The following is a 16,988-nucleotide window of genomic DNA, read 5'->3' as shown; positions in this document are numbered from 1 at the left end:
CGGACAAGCCGTGGCCCGGCGGCTTTACTGGCCGCGCTGGGGCACGTGCTCCAGCAGGCGCGGCATGATCTCGACGAAATTGCAGGGACGGAAGCGGTTGTCGAGCTGATAGGCCAGGATGTCGTCCCAGCCATCCTTCACCGCGCCGGTCGAGCCCGGCAGCGCGAACAGATACGTGCCGCCGGCAACGCCCGCGGTCGCCCGCGACTGCATGGTGGACGTGCCGATCTTCTGATAGCTGATCCAGCGGAACACCTCGCCGAAACCGGCGATTTCCTTCTCATAGATACTGGCGAAGGCTTCCGGCGTCACGTCCCGGCCGGTGACCCCGGTGCCGCCGGTGGAGATCACGCAATCGACCTGCGGGTCGGCGATCCAGGCCCGCAACTGCCCCGCGATTTTCTCCACGTCGTCGGTGACGATGGCCCGCGCCGCAAGCCGATGCCCCGCCGCCTCGATCCGCCCGACCAGCGTGTCGCCGGAGCGGTCGTCCGCCAGGGTGCGCGTATCCGAGACGGTCAGCACCGCGATGTTCACGGGCACGAACGGTCGGGTTTCATCGATGGCCATTGCGCACGTCCTCCGCTATTTCCACGTCGGCCGATTCCTGGCTCCGATAGCGGGGCCATTGGCCTTTCAGCACCGCATGCACCGACGGCCGCGGCTGGCCCATCACGGCGCGGTAGATCCAATAATTGGCCACCACCCGCTCCACGAACAAGCGGGTTTCGAGCAGCGGCAGGGTCTCGATGAACATCAGCGGGTCGCGGGCCAACACGCCTTCGCGCCGCCAGGTGTCCAGATTGCCGATGCCGGCATTGTAGGCGACCGCCAGGCGGAACAGGTCGTTGGAAATCTGGCTCTTGTCCATCAGGTAGCGCAGATAGCGCTGGCCCAGAGCCAGGTTGAGCGACGGGTTGTAGAGCGCATCGCGGTGGGCGCCCTCAAACCGGTCTTCGCCCGCCACGTAATTGGCGGTGGCCGGCATCAACTGCATCAGGCCGCGGGCGCCGGCGCTGCTGGTGGCGAACGGGTTGAACACCGACTCCTGCCGCACAAAGGCCCAGAGCAAGGCCTGATCGACCGCAAAGCCGCCCTGCGGCTGCCAGTCGGGCGTCGGATACAGCACGGCCGCCGGCGGATGTTCCTTCAGATTGGCCAGGTAAAACCCGCCGCGCATCGCCGCCTGCGGCAGCTTGGCCATTGCGCCGATCGCCATGATCGACCGCGCCAGCGGCCGGTCCGCCTTGCTCAGCACCTGCAACAATTCCTCGTCGGCCCGCCGCACCTGCCCCACCTGGATCAGCGCGAACAAGCGCTTGCCGCTCGGCAGGGCCTGGAGCCGGGCGACATCGCCGGCGGTGGCCGGCCGTTGGGCGGCCTTCGGCAGCAAGGGCCGGCGCAACGCCTCCAGCGCCAATTGCCCATAGAAGGTGAGCGGATAGCGCGCGGCCGTTTCCAGCCATTTGCGCACGGCCGGGCGGTGATTCAGCTTCGCCTCCGACCGCGCCGCCCAGAAGGCCCCGGCCGCCTTGTTCCACTCCCCGGCCATCGCCGAGTCCGCATGCAGGCCGAAATACCGGACCGCCGCCGGGTAATCCGCCTTGGCAAAGGCGGCAAGGCCGGCGACCCAATCCGGCACCGAGGTGTGCTTGCGCGACCGCTCCGCCGCCTGCCCCGCCAGCGTTTGCGCCTTGGCCGCCTCCCCTAGCGCCAGCCAGCCGAGCGCCACCTGGGCCCGCAGCCGGTCGGACGCCGCCGGCGGCAGCCCCGCCTGGTCGATCATCCGGGTGGCTATGCTCAGATGACCGCGCGCAATCCGCGACCGGATCTCCTGCGCCCGCGCGCGGTATGTGGCCTTGTTGCTCAGTGTGGGGGCCGTCTTGGCCTCGCCCAGCAGATGGCGCAGGTGTTCGCGGCCATAGACCGGCAGGGTCAGTTTTGCGGCCCCCTCGGGCTGCCGCTTCGAGGCCAGGCTGTAGACACGGTAGGCGCCGGGAAGGCCCCGGTATTGCCGCAGCCACTGCGCCAGTTCGGGATAGTTCGCGCGGTAGGCGGTCGGGTGCATGTAGCGCTGGAACAGCACATGCCCCATCAGGATCTTGGAATGCAGCCCGCGGATTTCCTGGTTGGCATCATCCCAGTCGCCCTGCGCCTGCAACGCAAAGATGCGGCGATAGCGGCCGACATCCTCTGCGTCGAGCGGCTGCGGCAGTTGCGAGACGGCCCGCATCGCGCGCGGTGCAGGCTGGGGCACCGCCAGGCTCGCATCCGCACTGACCCAGCGATCGGGCTCGGCCCGGGCTCCGACGCACCCCAGTGCCGCGACAGCCCCCGCCATCGCCAGTTTTTTGACGGTGGGATTGATGAGGCCGATCAGAGTTTGAATGGGCACGTGCTTACAACTTGCTGTCTTCTTGGAAAACCACTACCCGGCCCCGATCCTTCGCATACAGGACCATGTATTTCGCCTTGAATACAATCCTTAGTCGCGACTGGCAAGCAGGTATGCCTGCATAGCCAGAAAGTCGCGCCACGCCTCCCGTTTCTGCGCCGGCGAACGCAACAGATAGGCCGGGTGAAACGTGGCCAGCGCCGGGATCGGGCCGGCCCCGCCTCCGGGGTCGTATTCGGTCCATCGGCCACGCAGCCGCATGATCCCCTCCTTGCGTTCCAGCATGGTCTTGGCCGCGGCTCCCCCGACCATCAGCAGCGCCTGCGGCCGGATGATGGCAATCTGGCGGCGCAAAAACGGCAGGCAGGCCTGCACCTCCGCGGGGGTGGGTGTCCGGTTGCCCGGCGGCCGCCAGTAGAGCGTGTTGGCGATATAGACCTCGCCGCGCTCCAGGCCGATGGCCGCCAGCATCCGGTCGAGCAATTGCCCCGACGGGCCGACGAACGGACGGCCCTGCCGGTCCTCTTCCTCGCCCGGCGCCTCGCCGATGATCATCAGCCGGGCATGCGCCGGGCCTTCGCCGAACACCGTGTTGGTGGCGGTGGTCTTGAGCGCACAGCCGTCGAACCGCTCCAGCCGGTCGCGCAACCCGTCGAGCGTCTCGATCGCCGCCAGTTCCGCTGCCAGCGCCGGTTGGAGCGCGTCCATTTGCGCCGGGCGCGCGTCGCGGGGCGGGGGCACGGGAGACGTCGTCGCCGACGGCGGTGTGGATGGCGAGGCGGGCGGCGACGGACGGGATGCTGCCGCCAGCAGCGGCCGCCCCTGGTTCGCCGGAGACGGCCGCACCTCGGGCTCGGCAAACCGGTTCCAGGCCCGGTCGGCAACCGCCTCGTCCACGCCCATGTCCGCGTACCAGCGCAAGGTTTCGAGCCAGTGGTTCATCCTGCCTAATGTGCCCTTCCCGTCGCCGCGATCAAGGCGCCGGCCCGTGACCGGATGCGCGGGACCATGCGCCCGCGCGCTCTGGCCCACCTAGCCATGGTGGGTTATGGTCGTTATACACACGCGAACGACGACCATACGCAAGGACAAAGGGTGCCATGGAACGCGAGAGCATGGAAGTAGACGTCGTGATCGTAGGCGCCGGCCCGGCCGGGCTGGCGACCGCGATCCGTCTGCGCCAGTTGGCGGAGGAGACAGGCGAAGAACTTGCCATCGTCGTGCTCGAAAAAGGCTCCGAAGTCGGCGCTCACATTCTCTCCGGCGCCGTGCTCGACCCGCGCTCGCTGACCGAACTGCTGCCGAACTGGCAGGATCTGGGCGCACCGCTGAATCAGCCGGTGCTGCGCGACAAATTCGTGTTCCTGACCGAGAACTCGTCCCTGCCCTGGCCGGAATTCCTGATGCTGCCGGCCATGAAGAATCACGGCAACTACATCATCTCGCTCGGCAATCTGACCCGCTGGCTGGCCGAGCAGGCGGAGGCCATGGGCGTGGAGATCTTCCCTGGCTTCGCCGCCTCGGAGGTGCTCTATGACGACCAGGGCCGCGTCTGCGGCGTCGCCACCGGCGACATGGGCGTCGGCAAGGACGGCGAGCACAAGCCGACCTTCGAGCCCGGCATGGAATTGCGCGCCAAATACACCGTGTTCGCCGAAGGCTGCCGCGGCTCGCTCGGCAAGCAGTTGATGGACAAGTTCGGCTTGCGCCAGGGCGCCCAGCCGCAGACCTACGGCATCGGCATCAAGGAGCTGTGGCAGGTCGATCCGGAAAAGCACCACGCCGGCACCGTCATGCACACCGCCGGCTGGCCGATGAAGTCGGACACTTATGGCGGCTCCTTCCTCTATCATCTGGAAGACAACCAGGTCGCCTGCGGCTTCGTCGTCGGCCTCGACTACAAAAACCCCTATCTCTCGCCGTTCGACGAGTTCCAGCGCTGGAAGGCGCACCACTATATCCGCGGCGTGTTCGAGGGCGGCAAGCGCATCGCCTACGGCGCCCGCGCCCTGAACGAAGGCGGCCTGCAATCGCTGCCGAAGCTGGTCTTCCCCGGCGGCGTCCTGGTCGGCTGCGAGGCCGGCTTCCTCAACACGCCCCGGATCAAGGGCAGCCATGCTGCGATCAAGTCCGGCAGCATGGCCGCGGAGGCCATTGCCGCCGCCCTCTCCCGCGGCGAGGAATACGGCGTGCTGGAGGACTATCCGAAGGCGTTCGAGGCCAGTTGGCTGCATGACGAGCTCTACCGCGCCCGCAATGTGCGCCCGGCCTTCAAATGGGGGCTGATCGGCGGCACGCTCTATGCCGGCATCGACCAACTCGTCTTCCGCGGCAAGGCGCCCTGGACCCTCAGCCACCACGGCACCGACCACGATAGTCTGGTGGAGAAGTCCAAGGCGAAGCCGATCGACTATCCCAAGCCGGACGGGGTCATCACCTTCGACAAGCCTTCCAGCGTCTATCTCTCGAACACGAATCACGAGGAAGACCAACCGGTCCACCTGACGCTGAAGAACGACAGCGTGCCGGTACAGGTCAATCTCGGCCGCTATGCCGGGCCGGAACAGCGCTTCTGCCCGGCCGGCGTCTATGAGTTCGTCGAGGACGAAGGTCAGCCGCGGCTGCAGATCAACGCCCAGAACTGCGTCCACTGCAAGACCTGCGATATCAAGGACCCGACCCAGAATATCAACTGGGTCACGCCGGAAGGCGGCGGCGGCCCCAATTATCCGAACATGTAATGGCTTCCAACTGGCAGAGAGTCCGGTTCCGTTGACCCTGGGAATAGGCGGCGCACGATGAAGATCGGAGCCATTGCTCTGGCCCTTGTGGCCGCCCTCAGTGCCACATCCGCCTCGGCGGCGGGGCTGGAGCGGCTGATCAGCCGCGAACAGGCGCTGGCGCTCTCGGGCCAGAACTGGGGCCATTCCGGTGCGGGCCAGTATCTGGCCGGCCGGCAGGCCCAGACCGGGCGGGACTATGGCAGCGCCGCCGATTTCCTCGAAGGCGCGCTGTCCTGGGACCCGAACAATCTGGACCTGCGCCGGCGCGTGTTCCTGCTGCTGCTGGCCGAAGGCCGCGTCGAGGACGCCCTGCCGCACGCGCGCCCGCTGGAACGCGACAGCGCCGACCCCGCCCTGCCGGCCATTGTCGAGGCCGCGGCGGCGATGAAGGCCGGCGACTATGCAACGGCCCTGGACCGGTTCGCCGACCTGGACAATAACGGCCTTTCCGGCCTGATCCGCCTGCTGGGCCAGGCCTGGGCCGCCGTGGGCGCCAAGGACCCGTCCGCCGCCCGCGCCGTACTGGCGTTCAGCGCCGACCAGCCTCCCTGGAAAACCCTGGTCGCCATGCACCGGGCGCTGGTGGAAGACCTGACCGGCGGCGATGCCGTCGCCGCCTATGCCGCGGCCAACGAGGCCGGGGCATTCAAGTCCAGCCAGGGCGCCGCGCTCTATGCCAATTTCAAGGCCCGCCAGGCCGACTCGACGGTGCCCCGCATCGTCGCCACGCCCGGCGACGGCCTGGCCGAGGGCCTGTTCAGCATCGCTGCGGCGCTGAACCAGGGCGACCGCAGCCTCTCGGCCCTGATCTACGGCCAGATTGCCCTCTACATCGCCCCCAAGCTGGACCTCACCCGCCTGCTGGTGGCCCAGATCCTCGCCGACCAGGACCGCAATCCGGAAGCGGCGGCAATGTACGCGGACATCGACCCGGCCTCGCCCTATTACTACGACGCCCAGCTTGCCCGCGCCCGCAACCTGGCCCGTGCCGACCAGGCCGACAAGGCGGTGGAGGTGTTGCGCGGCCTCGCCGCCGCCGAGCCGACCAACGCCGCCGCCCCCAGCCTGCTGGGCGACGTGCTGCGCGCCGAGGCCCGCTTCGACGAGGCGGTGGTCGCCTATGACGAGGCCGCCGCCCGCGTCGGCACCATCACCGCCGACAACTGGCGTCTGTTCTATCACCGCGGCATCGCCCTGGAACGCTCCGGCCAGTGGGCGCGCGCCGAAAGCGATCTGCTCGCCGCCATCTCGCTGCAAAAGGACCAGGCCAGCGTCCTCAACTATTTGGGCTATTCCTGGATCGACCGCGGCGAGAACCTGCAACGGGCCGAGGACATGATCCGCCGCGCCGTCGAACTGCGCCCGGAAGACGGTTTCATCGTCGACAGCCTGGGCTGGGCCTATTTCCGCACCGGCCGCTTTCAGGAAGCGGCGCGCGAGCTGGAACGGGCGGCCACCTTGGAGCCCGTCGACCCCACCATCAACGAGCATCTGGGCGACGCCTACTGGCGCGTCGGCCGCAAGGCCGAAGCCCGCTACCAGTGGCAGCGCGCCCTGAACCTCGCCCCGGAGGACAAGCAGGTGCCCGTGCTCGAACAGAAGCTGCGCTGTGGCCTTGGCGATTGCGCGGTGCCCGACAAGACGGATTGAGCCTCGTGCCCCAAACGGTGCCCGCCGCGCCCACCGAACCGGCCCCCGCCAAGCTCAACCTCTATCTGCACGTGTTGGGGCACCGGCCGGACGGCTATCACGAGCTGCAATCCCTGGTCGCCTTCGCCGATTGCGGCGACCGGGTCACGGCCACGGGGCCCGCGCCGGACTGGACACTGGACGTCGACGGCCCGTTCGCCGACCGTCTGGAGGACACCAGCGCCGCCGACAATCTGGTGCTGCGGGCCGCGCGCCGACTGCAGGCAAGCGTGCCGGCGGCCCGGCCAATGGCGCTCCGCCTCGGCAAGGACCTGCCCGTGGCCGCCGGCATCGGCGGCGGTTCGGCCGATGCCGCCGCCACCATCCGCCTGCTGGCCCGCCTCTGGGGCGGGACGACCGGCGCACCGGCGGACTGGGCCGATCTCGGCGCCGACATCCCGGTCTGTCTCGTCAACCGGCCGGCGCTGGTGGAGGGCATGGGCGAGCGGGTGACGCCCGTACCGTCGCTGCCCAGCCTGCCGGCGGTTCTGGTCAATCCGGCGGTTCCGTCGGCCACCGGCGCGGTGTTCGCGGCACTCGCCGGCCGCTTCGGGGCGCCTGCCGCAACGCCAATGCCGCCGCCGCAAGCGGACATGGCCGCGTTCGTCGCGTGGCTCGCACGCCAGCGCAACGACCTGACCCGGCCCGCCATGGAGATCGCCCCGGCGGTGGGCGAGGTGCTGGCCGCCATTGCCGGCACGCCGGGCGCACTGCTGGCCCGCATGTCCGGCAGCGGCACCACCTGCTTCGGCCTGTTCGCCACGGAGGCCGCGGCGGCCGGGGCCGCCCGCTCGCTGCGCCAGCGCGCGCCGCATTGGTGGATCCGCGAAACCCTCCTCCGCGGCACCGACGCCTGACCGATACCGTTATTTCCCGGAGGTGGCGGAGCCGCCATCCGGGGCAGGTGTCCATCATCGAACACCGCCACCGCCCGTGTTCGCACCTCGCAACCGGCCCCGGACCGGCGCTCCGCACCGTCCGGGGAACAGGGAAGCGACCGCGTGGACCCTACAGAATGAACCGTGAGAGATCCGCGTCCTTCGCCAGGACCCCGACCTTCTCCCGCACCATGGCTGCGGTCACGACATACTCGCTGCCCGGCTTGTCGGAGGCGTCGTAGGAGATATCCTCCAGCAGCTTTTCCAGCACGGTTTGCAGCCGCCGCGCGCCGATATTCTCGACCGTGCCGTTGATGTCCGCGGCTAGGCCGGCGATTTCCTCAATCGCGCCGTCCTCGAACACCAGCGTCACCTCTTCCGTGCCGATCAGGGCCACGTATTGCTTGATCAGCGAGGATTCCGGCTCGCGCAGGATACGCACGAAGTCCTCGCGGGTCAGCGCATCCAGTTCGACGCGGATCGGCAGGCGGCCCTGCAATTCCGGCAGCAGGTCAGACGGCTTCGCCAGATGGAAGGCGCCGGAAGCGATGAACAGGATATGGTCGGTCTTGACCGAGCCATGCTTGGTCGCCACCGTCGTCCCCTCGATCAGGGGCAGCAGGTCGCGCTGCACGCCCTCGCGGCTGACATCGCCGCCCACCCGCTCCGAGCGGGCGCAGATCTTGTCGATCTCGTCCAGGAAGACGATGCCGTCATTCTCCACGGTTTCGATGGCGGTGCGCACCACCTTGTCGTCGTCCAGCAGCTTGTCGCTTTCCTCCGCCACCAGCACTTCATAGCTCTCGGCGACGGTCATTTTCTGGGTTTTGGTGCGCCCGCCGAAGGCCTTGCCGAACATGTCGTTCAGGTTGATCATGCCCATCTGCGCACCGGGCATGCCGGGAATGTCCATGGTCGGCAGTTGCATGCCGCCGGTGTCCTGCAATTCCAGTTCGATCTCGCGCTCGGCCAGGTCGCCGTCGCGCAGCATCTGCCGGAATTTCGCGCGGGTTTCCTTGCCGGCATTGCTGCCCACCAGCGCCGTCAAAACCCGCTCCTCGGCGGCCAGTTCCGCCCGCGCCTTCACCTCTTCGCGCATGCGCTCGCGGGTCATGTGAATGGCGGTCTCGACCAGGTCGCGCACGATGCTTTCGACGTCGCGGCCGACATAGCCGACCTCGGTGAATTTGGTCGCCTCCACCTTCAGGAACGGCGCCTGCGCCAGCTTGGCCAGCCGCCGGGCGATCTCGGTCTTGCCGACGCCGGTCGGCCCGATCATGAGGATGTTTTTCGGCAGCACCTCTTCCCGCATCGCCCCTTCCAGCTTCTGGCGGCGCCAGCGATTGCGGAGCGCGATGGCAACGGCCCGCTTGGCCTCCTTCTGGCCCACAATGTAGCGGTCGAGTTCGGAAACGATTTCTCTCGGGCTGAAGGAGGTCATGCGGCGTCCAGGCTTTCAACGGTGATGTTGTTGTTGGTGTAGATGCAGATCTCGCCGGCGATTTCCAGGCTGCGCCGGGCGATGGTCTCGGCGTCCTGGCCGTCCAAAGGCAGCAGCGCCCGCGCCGCCGAGAGCGCGAACGCCCCGCCGGAGCCGATGCCGATCAGGCCGTCGTCCGGTTCCAGCACGTCGCCGGTGCCGGTCAGCACCAGGCTGACACGGGCGTCGGCCACGGCCATCATCGCCTCCAGCCGGCGCAGATAGCGGTCGGTGCGCCAGTCCTTGGCCAGTTCGACACAGGCGCGGGTCAGCTGGCCCGGATACTGGTCCAGCTTCGCTTCCAGCCGCTCGAACAGGGTGAAGGCGTCGGCGGTGGCGCCGGCAAACCCGGCGATAACCTTGCCGTCCTTGCCGAGCCGGCGCACCTTGCGCGCCGTGCCCTTCAGCACGGTGTTGCCGAGCGAGACCTGGCCGTCGCCGGCGATGACGACGCGCCCGCCCTTGCGCACGGCCAGAATGGTGGTGCCGTGCAGAACCGGCGCTTGGGAATCAGACATGGTGAAGAGTTTCTGTAGCGGACATTCGCCCCTCGATTTAGGCCGCTCACCCCACCCGTCAAGGCGACTCTGCCCCGCGCCGCGGATCGGCCGCCCGGACACCGTTCCCGCGCGATCCCGTTCGCGGGCCGCAAGGCACCTGTCCCTCCCCGGCCTCTAGCCGGCCGCAGCCCGAACCGGTACGGTTGCGCGTCCCATGTTTCCCCAGCCCGAGGTTCCCCGCCCATGCCCGGCCCGCTCGACGGCTTTCGCATCCTCGACCTATCCGCCGTGATCTCCGGCCCCTACGCGACCATGATCCTGGCGGACCAGGGCGCCGACGTGATCAAGATCGAGCCGCCCGGCTCCGGCGATTTCACCCGGTCTGCCGGCAATCAGCAGGGCGGGCTCTCGGCCAGCTTCCTCAACAACAACCGCAACAAGCGCTCGGTCGTGCTCGACCTGAAGCGGCCCGATCACATCACAGCCTTAAAGCGCATCGCCGCCACCGCCGATGCCATGGTGCAGAATTTCCGCCCCGGCGTGGTCGAGCGGCTGGGTATCGGCTATGAGGACATGAAGGCGGTCAAGCCCGACCTGGTCTATGTTTCGATTTCCGGCTTCGGCGAGGTCGGGCCGTGGTCGCACAAGCCGGTCTACGACCCGATCGTGCAGGCGCTCTCGGGCCTGTGCTCGGTCCAGGGCGGCTCTGACGAGCGGCGGCCGCGCCTGATCCGCACCATCGTGCCCGACAAGGTGACGGCGCTCACCGCCAGCCAGGCCATCACCGCGGCCCTGCTCGCCCGCTCGCGCACCGGCAAGGGCCAGCACGTGCGCCTCTCGATGCTGGACGCCATCGTCGCCTTCCTCTGGTCGTCCGACATGGGCTCGCAGACCTATGTTGATAAGGAGGTGTCGCTCCAGCGCGCCGCCAGCTTCCTCGACCTGATCTACGAGACGACGGACGGCTATATGGCGGTCTCGACCATGACCAACGGCCAGTGGCAGGCCTTCTGCCGCGCCTCCGGCCATCCACACTGGATCGACGACCCGCGCTTTGCCACCACGGCGCTCCGCGACCTCAACATCGACGCCCGGCTGGAACTGATCCAGTCGGCCATGATCACCAAGAGCACGGATGCGTGGATGGCGATCCTGGACGAGGCCGGGGTGCCCTGCGCCCCCGTCCTGCACCGGCGCGAAATGATCCAGCACCCGCAAGTGGTCGCCAATGGCGTGGTGCGGGAATACGACCATCCCCAGGCCGGCCGCCTGCGCCAGTCCCGCCCCGCCGCCCGCTTCGAAGGCACGGAGCCCGAACACCGCTTCGGCGCCCGCCAGCTGGGCGAGGACAGCGCCCAGGTCCTGGCCGAAGTCGGCTACAGCGCCGAGGAGGTGCAAGCCCTCCTCACCGACGGCTGAAGCCCTCTGTTTCCCGGACGGTGCGGAGCACCGATCCGGGATCGGCTGCCCTCGCGAACACCGGCCCGCTCGAGTTCGCACGCCGCAACCGGCCCCGGACGGCGGCTCCGCCCCCTCCGGGGAACACGCCGCCATTGGGGCACCCTATGCGCCGTAGCGCGCCACCGCCTCCAACCCGCGCGTGCGGGTGGCGGTGTCGCCCTCGGCGTGCAGCGGCTGCATCACCACCGTGGTCGCGCCGGCGTCGAAATGCTCCTGCATGCGGGCGTGGATCGCCGCCTCGTCGCCCCAGACCACCATGGCATCCATGAACCGGTCCGAGCCCTCGCCGGTGATGTCGTCCTGGGTGAAGCCCAGGCGCAACCAGTTGTTGGCATAGTTCGGCAGCGCCATGTACCGCTTCAACTCTGCCCGGGCGATGGCGCGGGCCTTGGCCGGGTCGCTCTCCAGGCAGAATTTCTGCTCCACCACCAGCGCCTTGGCGCTGCCCATGGCCTGCTTGGCCCGGGCCGTGTGCTCCGGCGTGACATTATAGGGCAGGGCGGCGTCGCACTTCTCGGCAGCCAGATCCAGCATACGCGGCCCCAGCGCGGCAATGGCGACGGGCCAGTCGCCCTCGTCCGGCTGCCGCGCCGCCGCCATGTCGTCGAGATAGGCGCGCATGGTCGTCACCGGCCGGCCGTAGTCGTGCTTGCGCATCCCCTCCACCATCGGGATATGGCTCACCCCCAGGCCGGAGACGTAGCGGCCGCCATACATGTCGTTCAGCGAGCGCCGGGCTGCCGCCGCCGTGAAGGCATCGCGGGCATAGATGTTGGCGATCGACGAGCCGACCGTGATGGTCTTGGAGTTCGCCAGCAGCCAGGCGCCGGCAGCAATACTCTCGTAATACCGGCTTTCCGGGTACCAGTAGGACCCGAAGCCCAGCCCCTCCACCTGTTGCACAAAGGCGGCCATCTCCGCCGGCTTCAGCTTGTCCGAAGCATACCAGACACCGAGTTTGCCGAGTTTCATCCTCATATCCTTTCCAGTGTTTCGACCGTGGCAAGCGTCCGTCAACCGAATGCCCCCTGGCTGCGCAGCGCCTCGGCCTCGTCTTCGCTGTAGCCCAGGTCCGCCAGCACCGCGGCGTTGTGCTCGCCCAGCGCCGGCGACATGCCGGGCGCGCGCTTCTCAACGCCGGTCAGCCAGAACGGGCTGGAAAGCGTCCAGGCCGCCCCGGCTTTCTCCGGCTCCGGATGGGGAATGATGGCGCCGCTTTCGCGCATCTGCACGTCGGTGGCGACATCATCGACCGTGCCGATCTCGCCAAACGTGAAGCGGCTTTCGGTCAGGATCGCCTTCCACTCGGCCCAGGGCTTGGTGCGGAACGCGGCGTCGAAGGCGTCGATCAGTTCGCGCGCATGCGCCTGACGCCCCTCCGGCGTCTGGAAGCGGGCATCGTCGGCCAGATGCGGCAGGCCGACCGCCCGCGCCACCTCCGGGAAGCGGTCCGGCTTGGTGATCATCACCAGATGGAACCAGCGCCCGTCGGCGCAGCAATAGAGGTTGTGCATCGGATTGTCCGCCGCCTCCCGCGGCGGCCGCCCCTCGACCTTGGCACCGCAAAGCGCCGCCTGGGTCCAGATCGCGTTCCACCAGAGGCCGTTCGCCATCAGGTTGGTGGCGCACTCGCCGCCCAGCCCCGTGCGCTCGCGCCGGTAGAGCGCCATCATGATGGCCGCCACCATGCTGATCGCCGTCGGATGGTCGCCCATGCCCGGCAGCGAGCGCGCCGGCGCGCTCTCCGGCGAGGGCTTGCACAGATCCATCAGCCCGCTGCGCGCCCACAGCGCCGTGGAGTCGAAGCCGGTGCGGTCCGCCTCCGGCCCGGTCTCGCCATAGGCGGTGACACTGGCATAGATCAGGCGCGGATAGCGCTCTTTCAGATCGGAATAGCGCACCTTCAGCCGCTCGCGCGCCGGAAAGGGCGCGTTGGTGACGAACACGTCGGCGGTCTCCAGCAGCTTGTGCAGCACGCGCTGTCCCGCCTCCGCCTTCAGGTCCAGCGTGATCGCCCGCTTGGAGCGGTTGTCGACCACGTAGTTGTAGGGATATTCGCTATAGGGCTGGCGCTGCCTCGGGTCGTCGCGGCGATAGGGCTCGCCGGACGGCGGCTCGATCTTGATCACGTCGGCGCCGAAATCGGCCAGCACGGTGGCGGCGACGGGCGCGGCGATGAACGAGGCGCAGTCGATCACCGTCAGGCCCGCAAGGGGGAGGTTGTCTGTCATGGCGGCAGCAGGCGCTTCCTGTTGGTCTAAAAGCTATGGCCGCAAAGCCTACCCGCGCGCCCTGCGCTTTGGTAGCCTTCCCCGCGTCCCGCCCCGCCCACATCGCCCGCCCCGGAAAAGAGCCGTCCATGTCCGCCACGCCGAACCAGCCGCCCGCCCTCGAAAACCTGGAGCGGCAGATCCAGTGGAACCGCCTGCTCGCCGTGGTAGAGGAACAGGCGCAAACCCTGGTGCGCACGGCCTTTTCCACCAGCGCGCGTGAGGCGGGCGACATCTCGGCCGGTGTTTACGACGTGCAGGGCCGCATGCTGGCCCAGGCGGTCACCGGCACGCCCGGCCACGTCAACGCCATGGCGGCCAGCGTGCAGCATTTCCTGGCCCGCTTCCCGGTGGCGACCATGGAGGAAGGCGATGTCTTCTTCACCAACGATCCCTGGCTGGGCACCGGCCACCTGAACGACTTCACCGTCGTCACCCCGACCTTCCGCCAGGGCAAGGTGGTCGGACTGTTCGCCTGCACCACCCATGTCGCCGACATCGGCGGCCGCGGCTTCGGCCCGGACGGCCGGCAGGTCTATGAGGAAGGTATCCGCCTGCCGATCATGCCCCTCGCCAAAAAGGGCGAGATGCTACGCCATGTGCTGGACATCATCGCCGCCAATGTGCGCAACCCGGTGGAGGTCGAAGGCGACCTCTATTCGCTGGTGGCCTGCAACGCGGTCGGCTCCAAACGCCTCTTGGAGATGATGGAAGAGTTCCGCATGGCCGATGTCGGCCCGCTCGCCAGCCACATCATCGCCGCGTCGGAGGCGGGCATGCGCGCGGAAATCGCCAAGCTGCCGAACGGCACCTACAAGAACGCCATGCGCATCGACGGCTACGAGGCGCCGCTGGACCTGGTCGCGACCATGACCATCCAGGACGACCGCATCGCGGTGGATTTCGACGGCACCTCGCCGGTGTCCGCCTACGGCATCAACGTGCCGATGAGCTATACCGAGGCCTATGCCAGCTTCGGCGTGCGCTGCGTCGTCGGCAACCGCGTGCCCAACAATGCCGGCTCGCTGGGGGCGGTGCGGATCACCGCGCCCGAGGGCTGCATCCTGAACGCGCCGGAGCCCTGCGCCGTCACCGCGCGGCACGTCATTGGCCAGATGCTGCCGGACGTGGTGCTGGGCTGCCTGAACCAGATTATCCCGGACCAGGTGCCGGCGGAGGGCACATCCTGCCTCTGGAACCCGGTTCTGATGGGCGGCCACGGCGTGGTCGATGGGCTGGACCAGCGCGGCCGGGCCTTTGCCATGAACACCTTCCACACCGGGGGCACCGGCGCGCGGCCGGAAAAGGACGGCCTGAACGCCACCGCCTTCCCCTCCGGCGTCCGCAACACGCCCGTGGAGATCAACGAGACCATCGCGCCGCTGGTGTTCTGGCGCAAGGAATACCGACCCGACTCCGGCGGCGCCGGCGAACACCGCGGCGGCACCGGCCAGATCATGGAGATCGGCCATGCCGAAGATGCGCCGTTTGCCATCTCCAGCATGTTCGACCGCATCGACAACCCGCCGCGCGGCCGCAATGGCGGCGGCGAAGGCGCCCGCGGCGTGATCCGCATCCAGGCGGGCGCGACGCTGAAAGGCAAGGGCCGCCAGACCATCCCCGCCGGCCAGCGCCTGCGCCTGGAAATGCCGGGCGGCGGCGGCCTCGGCTCGCCCATCGCCCGGCCGGCAGCCCTGGTGGCCGAGGACGTGCGCAACGGCCTGGTCTCGGTCGAAGCCGCGCAGGCAGCCTATGGTGTGGTTTGCAACGCCGACGGCGTGGTCGACGAAGCCGCCACCGCAACCCTGCGCGCCTCCGCCTGAGGAGGGCCGGGTCCATGGCCGTGATCGAGTATTTCTACGCCGCCCATTCCGCCTTCGCCTATCTGGGCTCGGCGCGACTGATGCAGATCGTTCAAGCCTCGGGCGCCACCCTGCGGCACCGGCCGATGGACCTGCGCCGGGTGGTGCCGGCCTCGGGCTCGACGCCCACCACCGAGCGGACGCCCGGCCACCGCGCCTATTTCTTCGGCCGCGAGATCCAGCGCTGGTCGGAGGAGCGGGGCGCGCCGGTGGTGGCGGGCCTGCCGACCTATCACCACCACGACATCGACCTGCCGAACCGCTTCCTGATCGCCGCCGGTGAGCAGGGCGAGGCCATCGACCGCCTCGCCCACGCCCTGCTGGAGGCACACTGGCGCGACGACGCGGACCTGGCCGACGCCGATACGCTGGTCCGCCTGGCCGATGGGCTGGGCCAGGACGGCGCCGCGCTGCTGGCCGCCGCCCGCGACGACGCGACCGGGGCCACCTACGAACGCTTCACCGCGGAGGCCATCGCGCGTTCCGTATTCGGCTCGCCGACCTATTTCGTCGACGGCGACATGTTCTATGGCCAGGACCGGCTGGAACTGGTCGAACGCGCGTTGAGGCAACCCTACCGGCGGTAATTGCCGCCACTGCCTCCCTTCCCCCCATCTCCCGCGCAGGCGGGAGCCCATGCCTGAGACTCTCTCGCCGCCGCCCCGCTCTGTGGGCGACGCTCAGGCGTGGGTCCCGCATCAAGTGCGGGACGGTGGGATGCGGGAAGCAGTGACCGCGCCTCCTCGCATCCTCTCCGACCAGCGCCGGCGCCCTACTCCGCCGCGGGCTTCGCCTTCAGGCGGGCGTCGGTGCGGCCCTTGACGCTGGGCGCTAGCCCGCCCGGATCAACGGCCATGTTGTGCACCTGCATGTTGTGGCTGTGGCAGAGCTGGTGCAGGGCGAAGGCGGTGGCCATCTGCTGTTGGAAGCCGGCAGCGTCCTGGGCCTTGTTCACCGCCTCCTTGGTGGTGCGCAGCGCGAACATCGGCTTGGTGGCGATCTTGGCGGCCATGGCCACGACGAAATCCATCATCTCGGCCCGCGGCACCACATGGTTGACCATGCCGAGCCGGTAGGCCTCGTCGGCGCTGAAAAAGTCGCCGGTGAACAGCAATTCCTTGGCCTTGCGATAGCCGAGTTCGTGCGGGTGGGCGAACCATTCGACGCCGCAGACGCCCATGGCCACCACCGGGTCGCAGAACTGGGCGTCATCGGCGGCGACGATCAGGTCGCAGACCCAGGCCAGCATCAGGCCGCCGGCGATGCACTTGCCCTGCACCGCCGCGATGGTCGGCTTCGGCAGGTCACGCCAGCGCTGGCTCACGTCCAGGTAGATTTCGTGCTCGCGCGACAGCCGGCCGGCCGCGCCCGGCTCGCCGTGGCCGCCCCAGGTGGAGATGGGCGCGAAATCGTCCAGGGTCTTGCCCGCCTTGCCGCGCAGGTCGTGGCCGGCGGAGAAGTGCGGGTCCTTGCCCGCCAGGATGATGACCTTGGTCTCCGCATCGTGCGCGGCGAAATCGAACGCCGCGTTCAGATCATAGGTCATCTGCAGGTCCTGCGCGTTGCGCGCATCGGGACGGTTCATCGTCACGCGCAGGACATTCTCGGCCGGGCGGTCGATCAGCAGGGTTTCGAAACAGGGCAGGTCGGTCATGGCCAGGGCTCCGTGG

At 68.6% G+C, this 16,988-nt stretch carries 14 protein-coding genes; 6 read left to right on the top strand and 8 right to left on the bottom strand.

The features are described 5' to 3' along the window. Positions 1-24: 24 nt before the first annotated feature. From moaB to H6844_01680, 3 genes are all read right to left on the bottom strand, one after another. Positions 25-570 carry a molybdenum cofactor biosynthesis protein B gene (gene moaB, locus H6844_01690; GenBank protein ID MCB9928119.1) on the bottom strand — a complete coding sequence of 182 codons (546 nt, stop codon included), beginning with the start codon at positions 568-570 and terminating at the stop codon, positions 25-27. Next, a complete protein-coding gene (locus H6844_01685) occupies positions 557-2,395 on the bottom strand; it encodes a transglycosylase SLT domain-containing protein (GenBank protein MCB9928118.1) in 1,839 nt (612 codons plus the stop codon). Before H6844_01685 ends, moaB begins: the two co-directional genes overlap by 14 nt. 90 nt (positions 2,396-2,485) lie before the next feature. Then, entirely contained in the window at positions 2,486-3,337 is an 852-nt protein-coding gene (locus H6844_01680; protein ID MCB9928117.1) for a uracil-DNA glycosylase, read from the bottom strand. Positions 3,338-3,495: 158 nt separating this feature from the next. Between H6844_01680 and H6844_01675 the strand changes: the two genes are divergently transcribed. Genes H6844_01675 through H6844_01665 form a run of 3 tightly spaced genes read left to right on the top strand, consistent with a single transcriptional unit; the run spans position 3,496 to position 7,724 of the window. Then, positions 3,496-5,136, top strand: coding sequence for an electron transfer flavoprotein-ubiquinone oxidoreductase (locus H6844_01675; GenBank protein ID MCB9928116.1), 1,641 nt, complete (start codon positions 3,496-3,498; stop codon positions 5,134-5,136). 57 nt (positions 5,137-5,193) lie between these two features. Beyond that, a complete protein-coding gene (locus tag H6844_01670; protein MCB9928115.1) occupies positions 5,194-6,828 on the top strand; it encodes a tetratricopeptide repeat protein in 1,635 nt (544 codons plus the stop codon). Positions 6,829-6,845: 17 nt separating this feature from the next. Then, a complete protein-coding gene (locus H6844_01665) occupies positions 6,846-7,724 on the top strand; it encodes a 4-(cytidine 5'-diphospho)-2-C-methyl-D-erythritol kinase (GenBank protein ID MCB9928114.1) in 879 nt (292 codons plus the stop codon). A gap of 151 nt (positions 7,725-7,875) precedes the next feature. Here the strand turns inward: H6844_01665 and hslU are convergent, their stop codons facing one another. Together hslU and hslV are read right to left on the bottom strand one after the other, a co-directional pair. Continuing rightward, on the bottom strand, positions 7,876-9,186 hold the full coding sequence (gene hslU, locus H6844_01660) for an ATP-dependent protease ATPase subunit HslU (GenBank protein MCB9928113.1): 1,311 nt from the start codon (positions 9,184-9,186) through the stop codon (positions 7,876-7,878). Next, complete coding sequence (hslV, locus tag H6844_01655; GenBank protein ID MCB9928112.1) at positions 9,183-9,743, bottom strand: ATP-dependent protease subunit HslV; 561 nt, start codon at positions 9,741-9,743, stop codon at positions 9,183-9,185. The genes hslU and hslV overlap by 4 nt, the downstream gene beginning before the upstream one ends. 225 nt (positions 9,744-9,968) lie before the next feature. Between hslV and H6844_01650 the strand changes: the two genes are divergently transcribed. Next, positions 9,969-11,144: a CoA transferase gene (locus tag H6844_01650; GenBank protein MCB9928111.1), complete on the top strand. Its 1,176-nt coding sequence runs from the start codon at positions 9,969-9,971 to the stop codon at positions 11,142-11,144. 144 nt (positions 11,145-11,288) lie between these two features. Here H6844_01650 and H6844_01645 read toward each other — a convergent pair whose 3' ends face one another. Continuing rightward, on the bottom strand, positions 11,289-12,158 hold the full coding sequence (locus H6844_01645) for a TIGR03620 family F420-dependent LLM class oxidoreductase (GenBank protein ID MCB9928110.1): 870 nt from the start codon (positions 12,156-12,158) through the stop codon (positions 11,289-11,291). A 41-nt stretch (positions 12,159-12,199) separates the two neighbouring features. Further along, a complete protein-coding gene (locus H6844_01640; protein MCB9928109.1) occupies positions 12,200-13,417 on the bottom strand; it encodes a CoA transferase in 1,218 nt (405 codons plus the stop codon). A gap of 128 nt (positions 13,418-13,545) precedes the next feature. Between H6844_01640 and H6844_01635 the strand changes: the two genes are divergently transcribed. Both H6844_01635 and H6844_01630 read left to right on the top strand, forming a co-directional pair. Further along, a complete protein-coding gene (locus tag H6844_01635) occupies positions 13,546-15,279 on the top strand; it encodes a hydantoinase B/oxoprolinase family protein (protein MCB9928108.1) in 1,734 nt (577 codons plus the stop codon). Positions 15,280-15,293: 14 nt separating this feature from the next. Then, complete coding sequence (locus H6844_01630) at positions 15,294-15,905, top strand: 2-hydroxychromene-2-carboxylate isomerase (GenBank protein ID MCB9928107.1); 612 nt, start codon at positions 15,294-15,296, stop codon at positions 15,903-15,905. 185 nt (positions 15,906-16,090) lie between these two features. Here the strand turns inward: H6844_01630 and H6844_01625 are convergent, their stop codons facing one another. After that, positions 16,091-16,963 (bottom strand): enoyl-CoA hydratase, encoded by an 873-nt coding sequence (locus tag H6844_01625; protein ID MCB9928106.1) that lies wholly within the window; start codon positions 16,961-16,963, stop codon positions 16,091-16,093. Positions 16,964-16,988 lie beyond the last annotated feature (25 nt).

It is taken from the genome of Alphaproteobacteria bacterium (assembly GCA_020638555.1).
GTDB lineage: Bacteria > Pseudomonadota > Alphaproteobacteria > Bin95 > Bin95 > JACKII01.
This window is presented reverse-complemented; position numbering and strand designations above follow the sequence as displayed.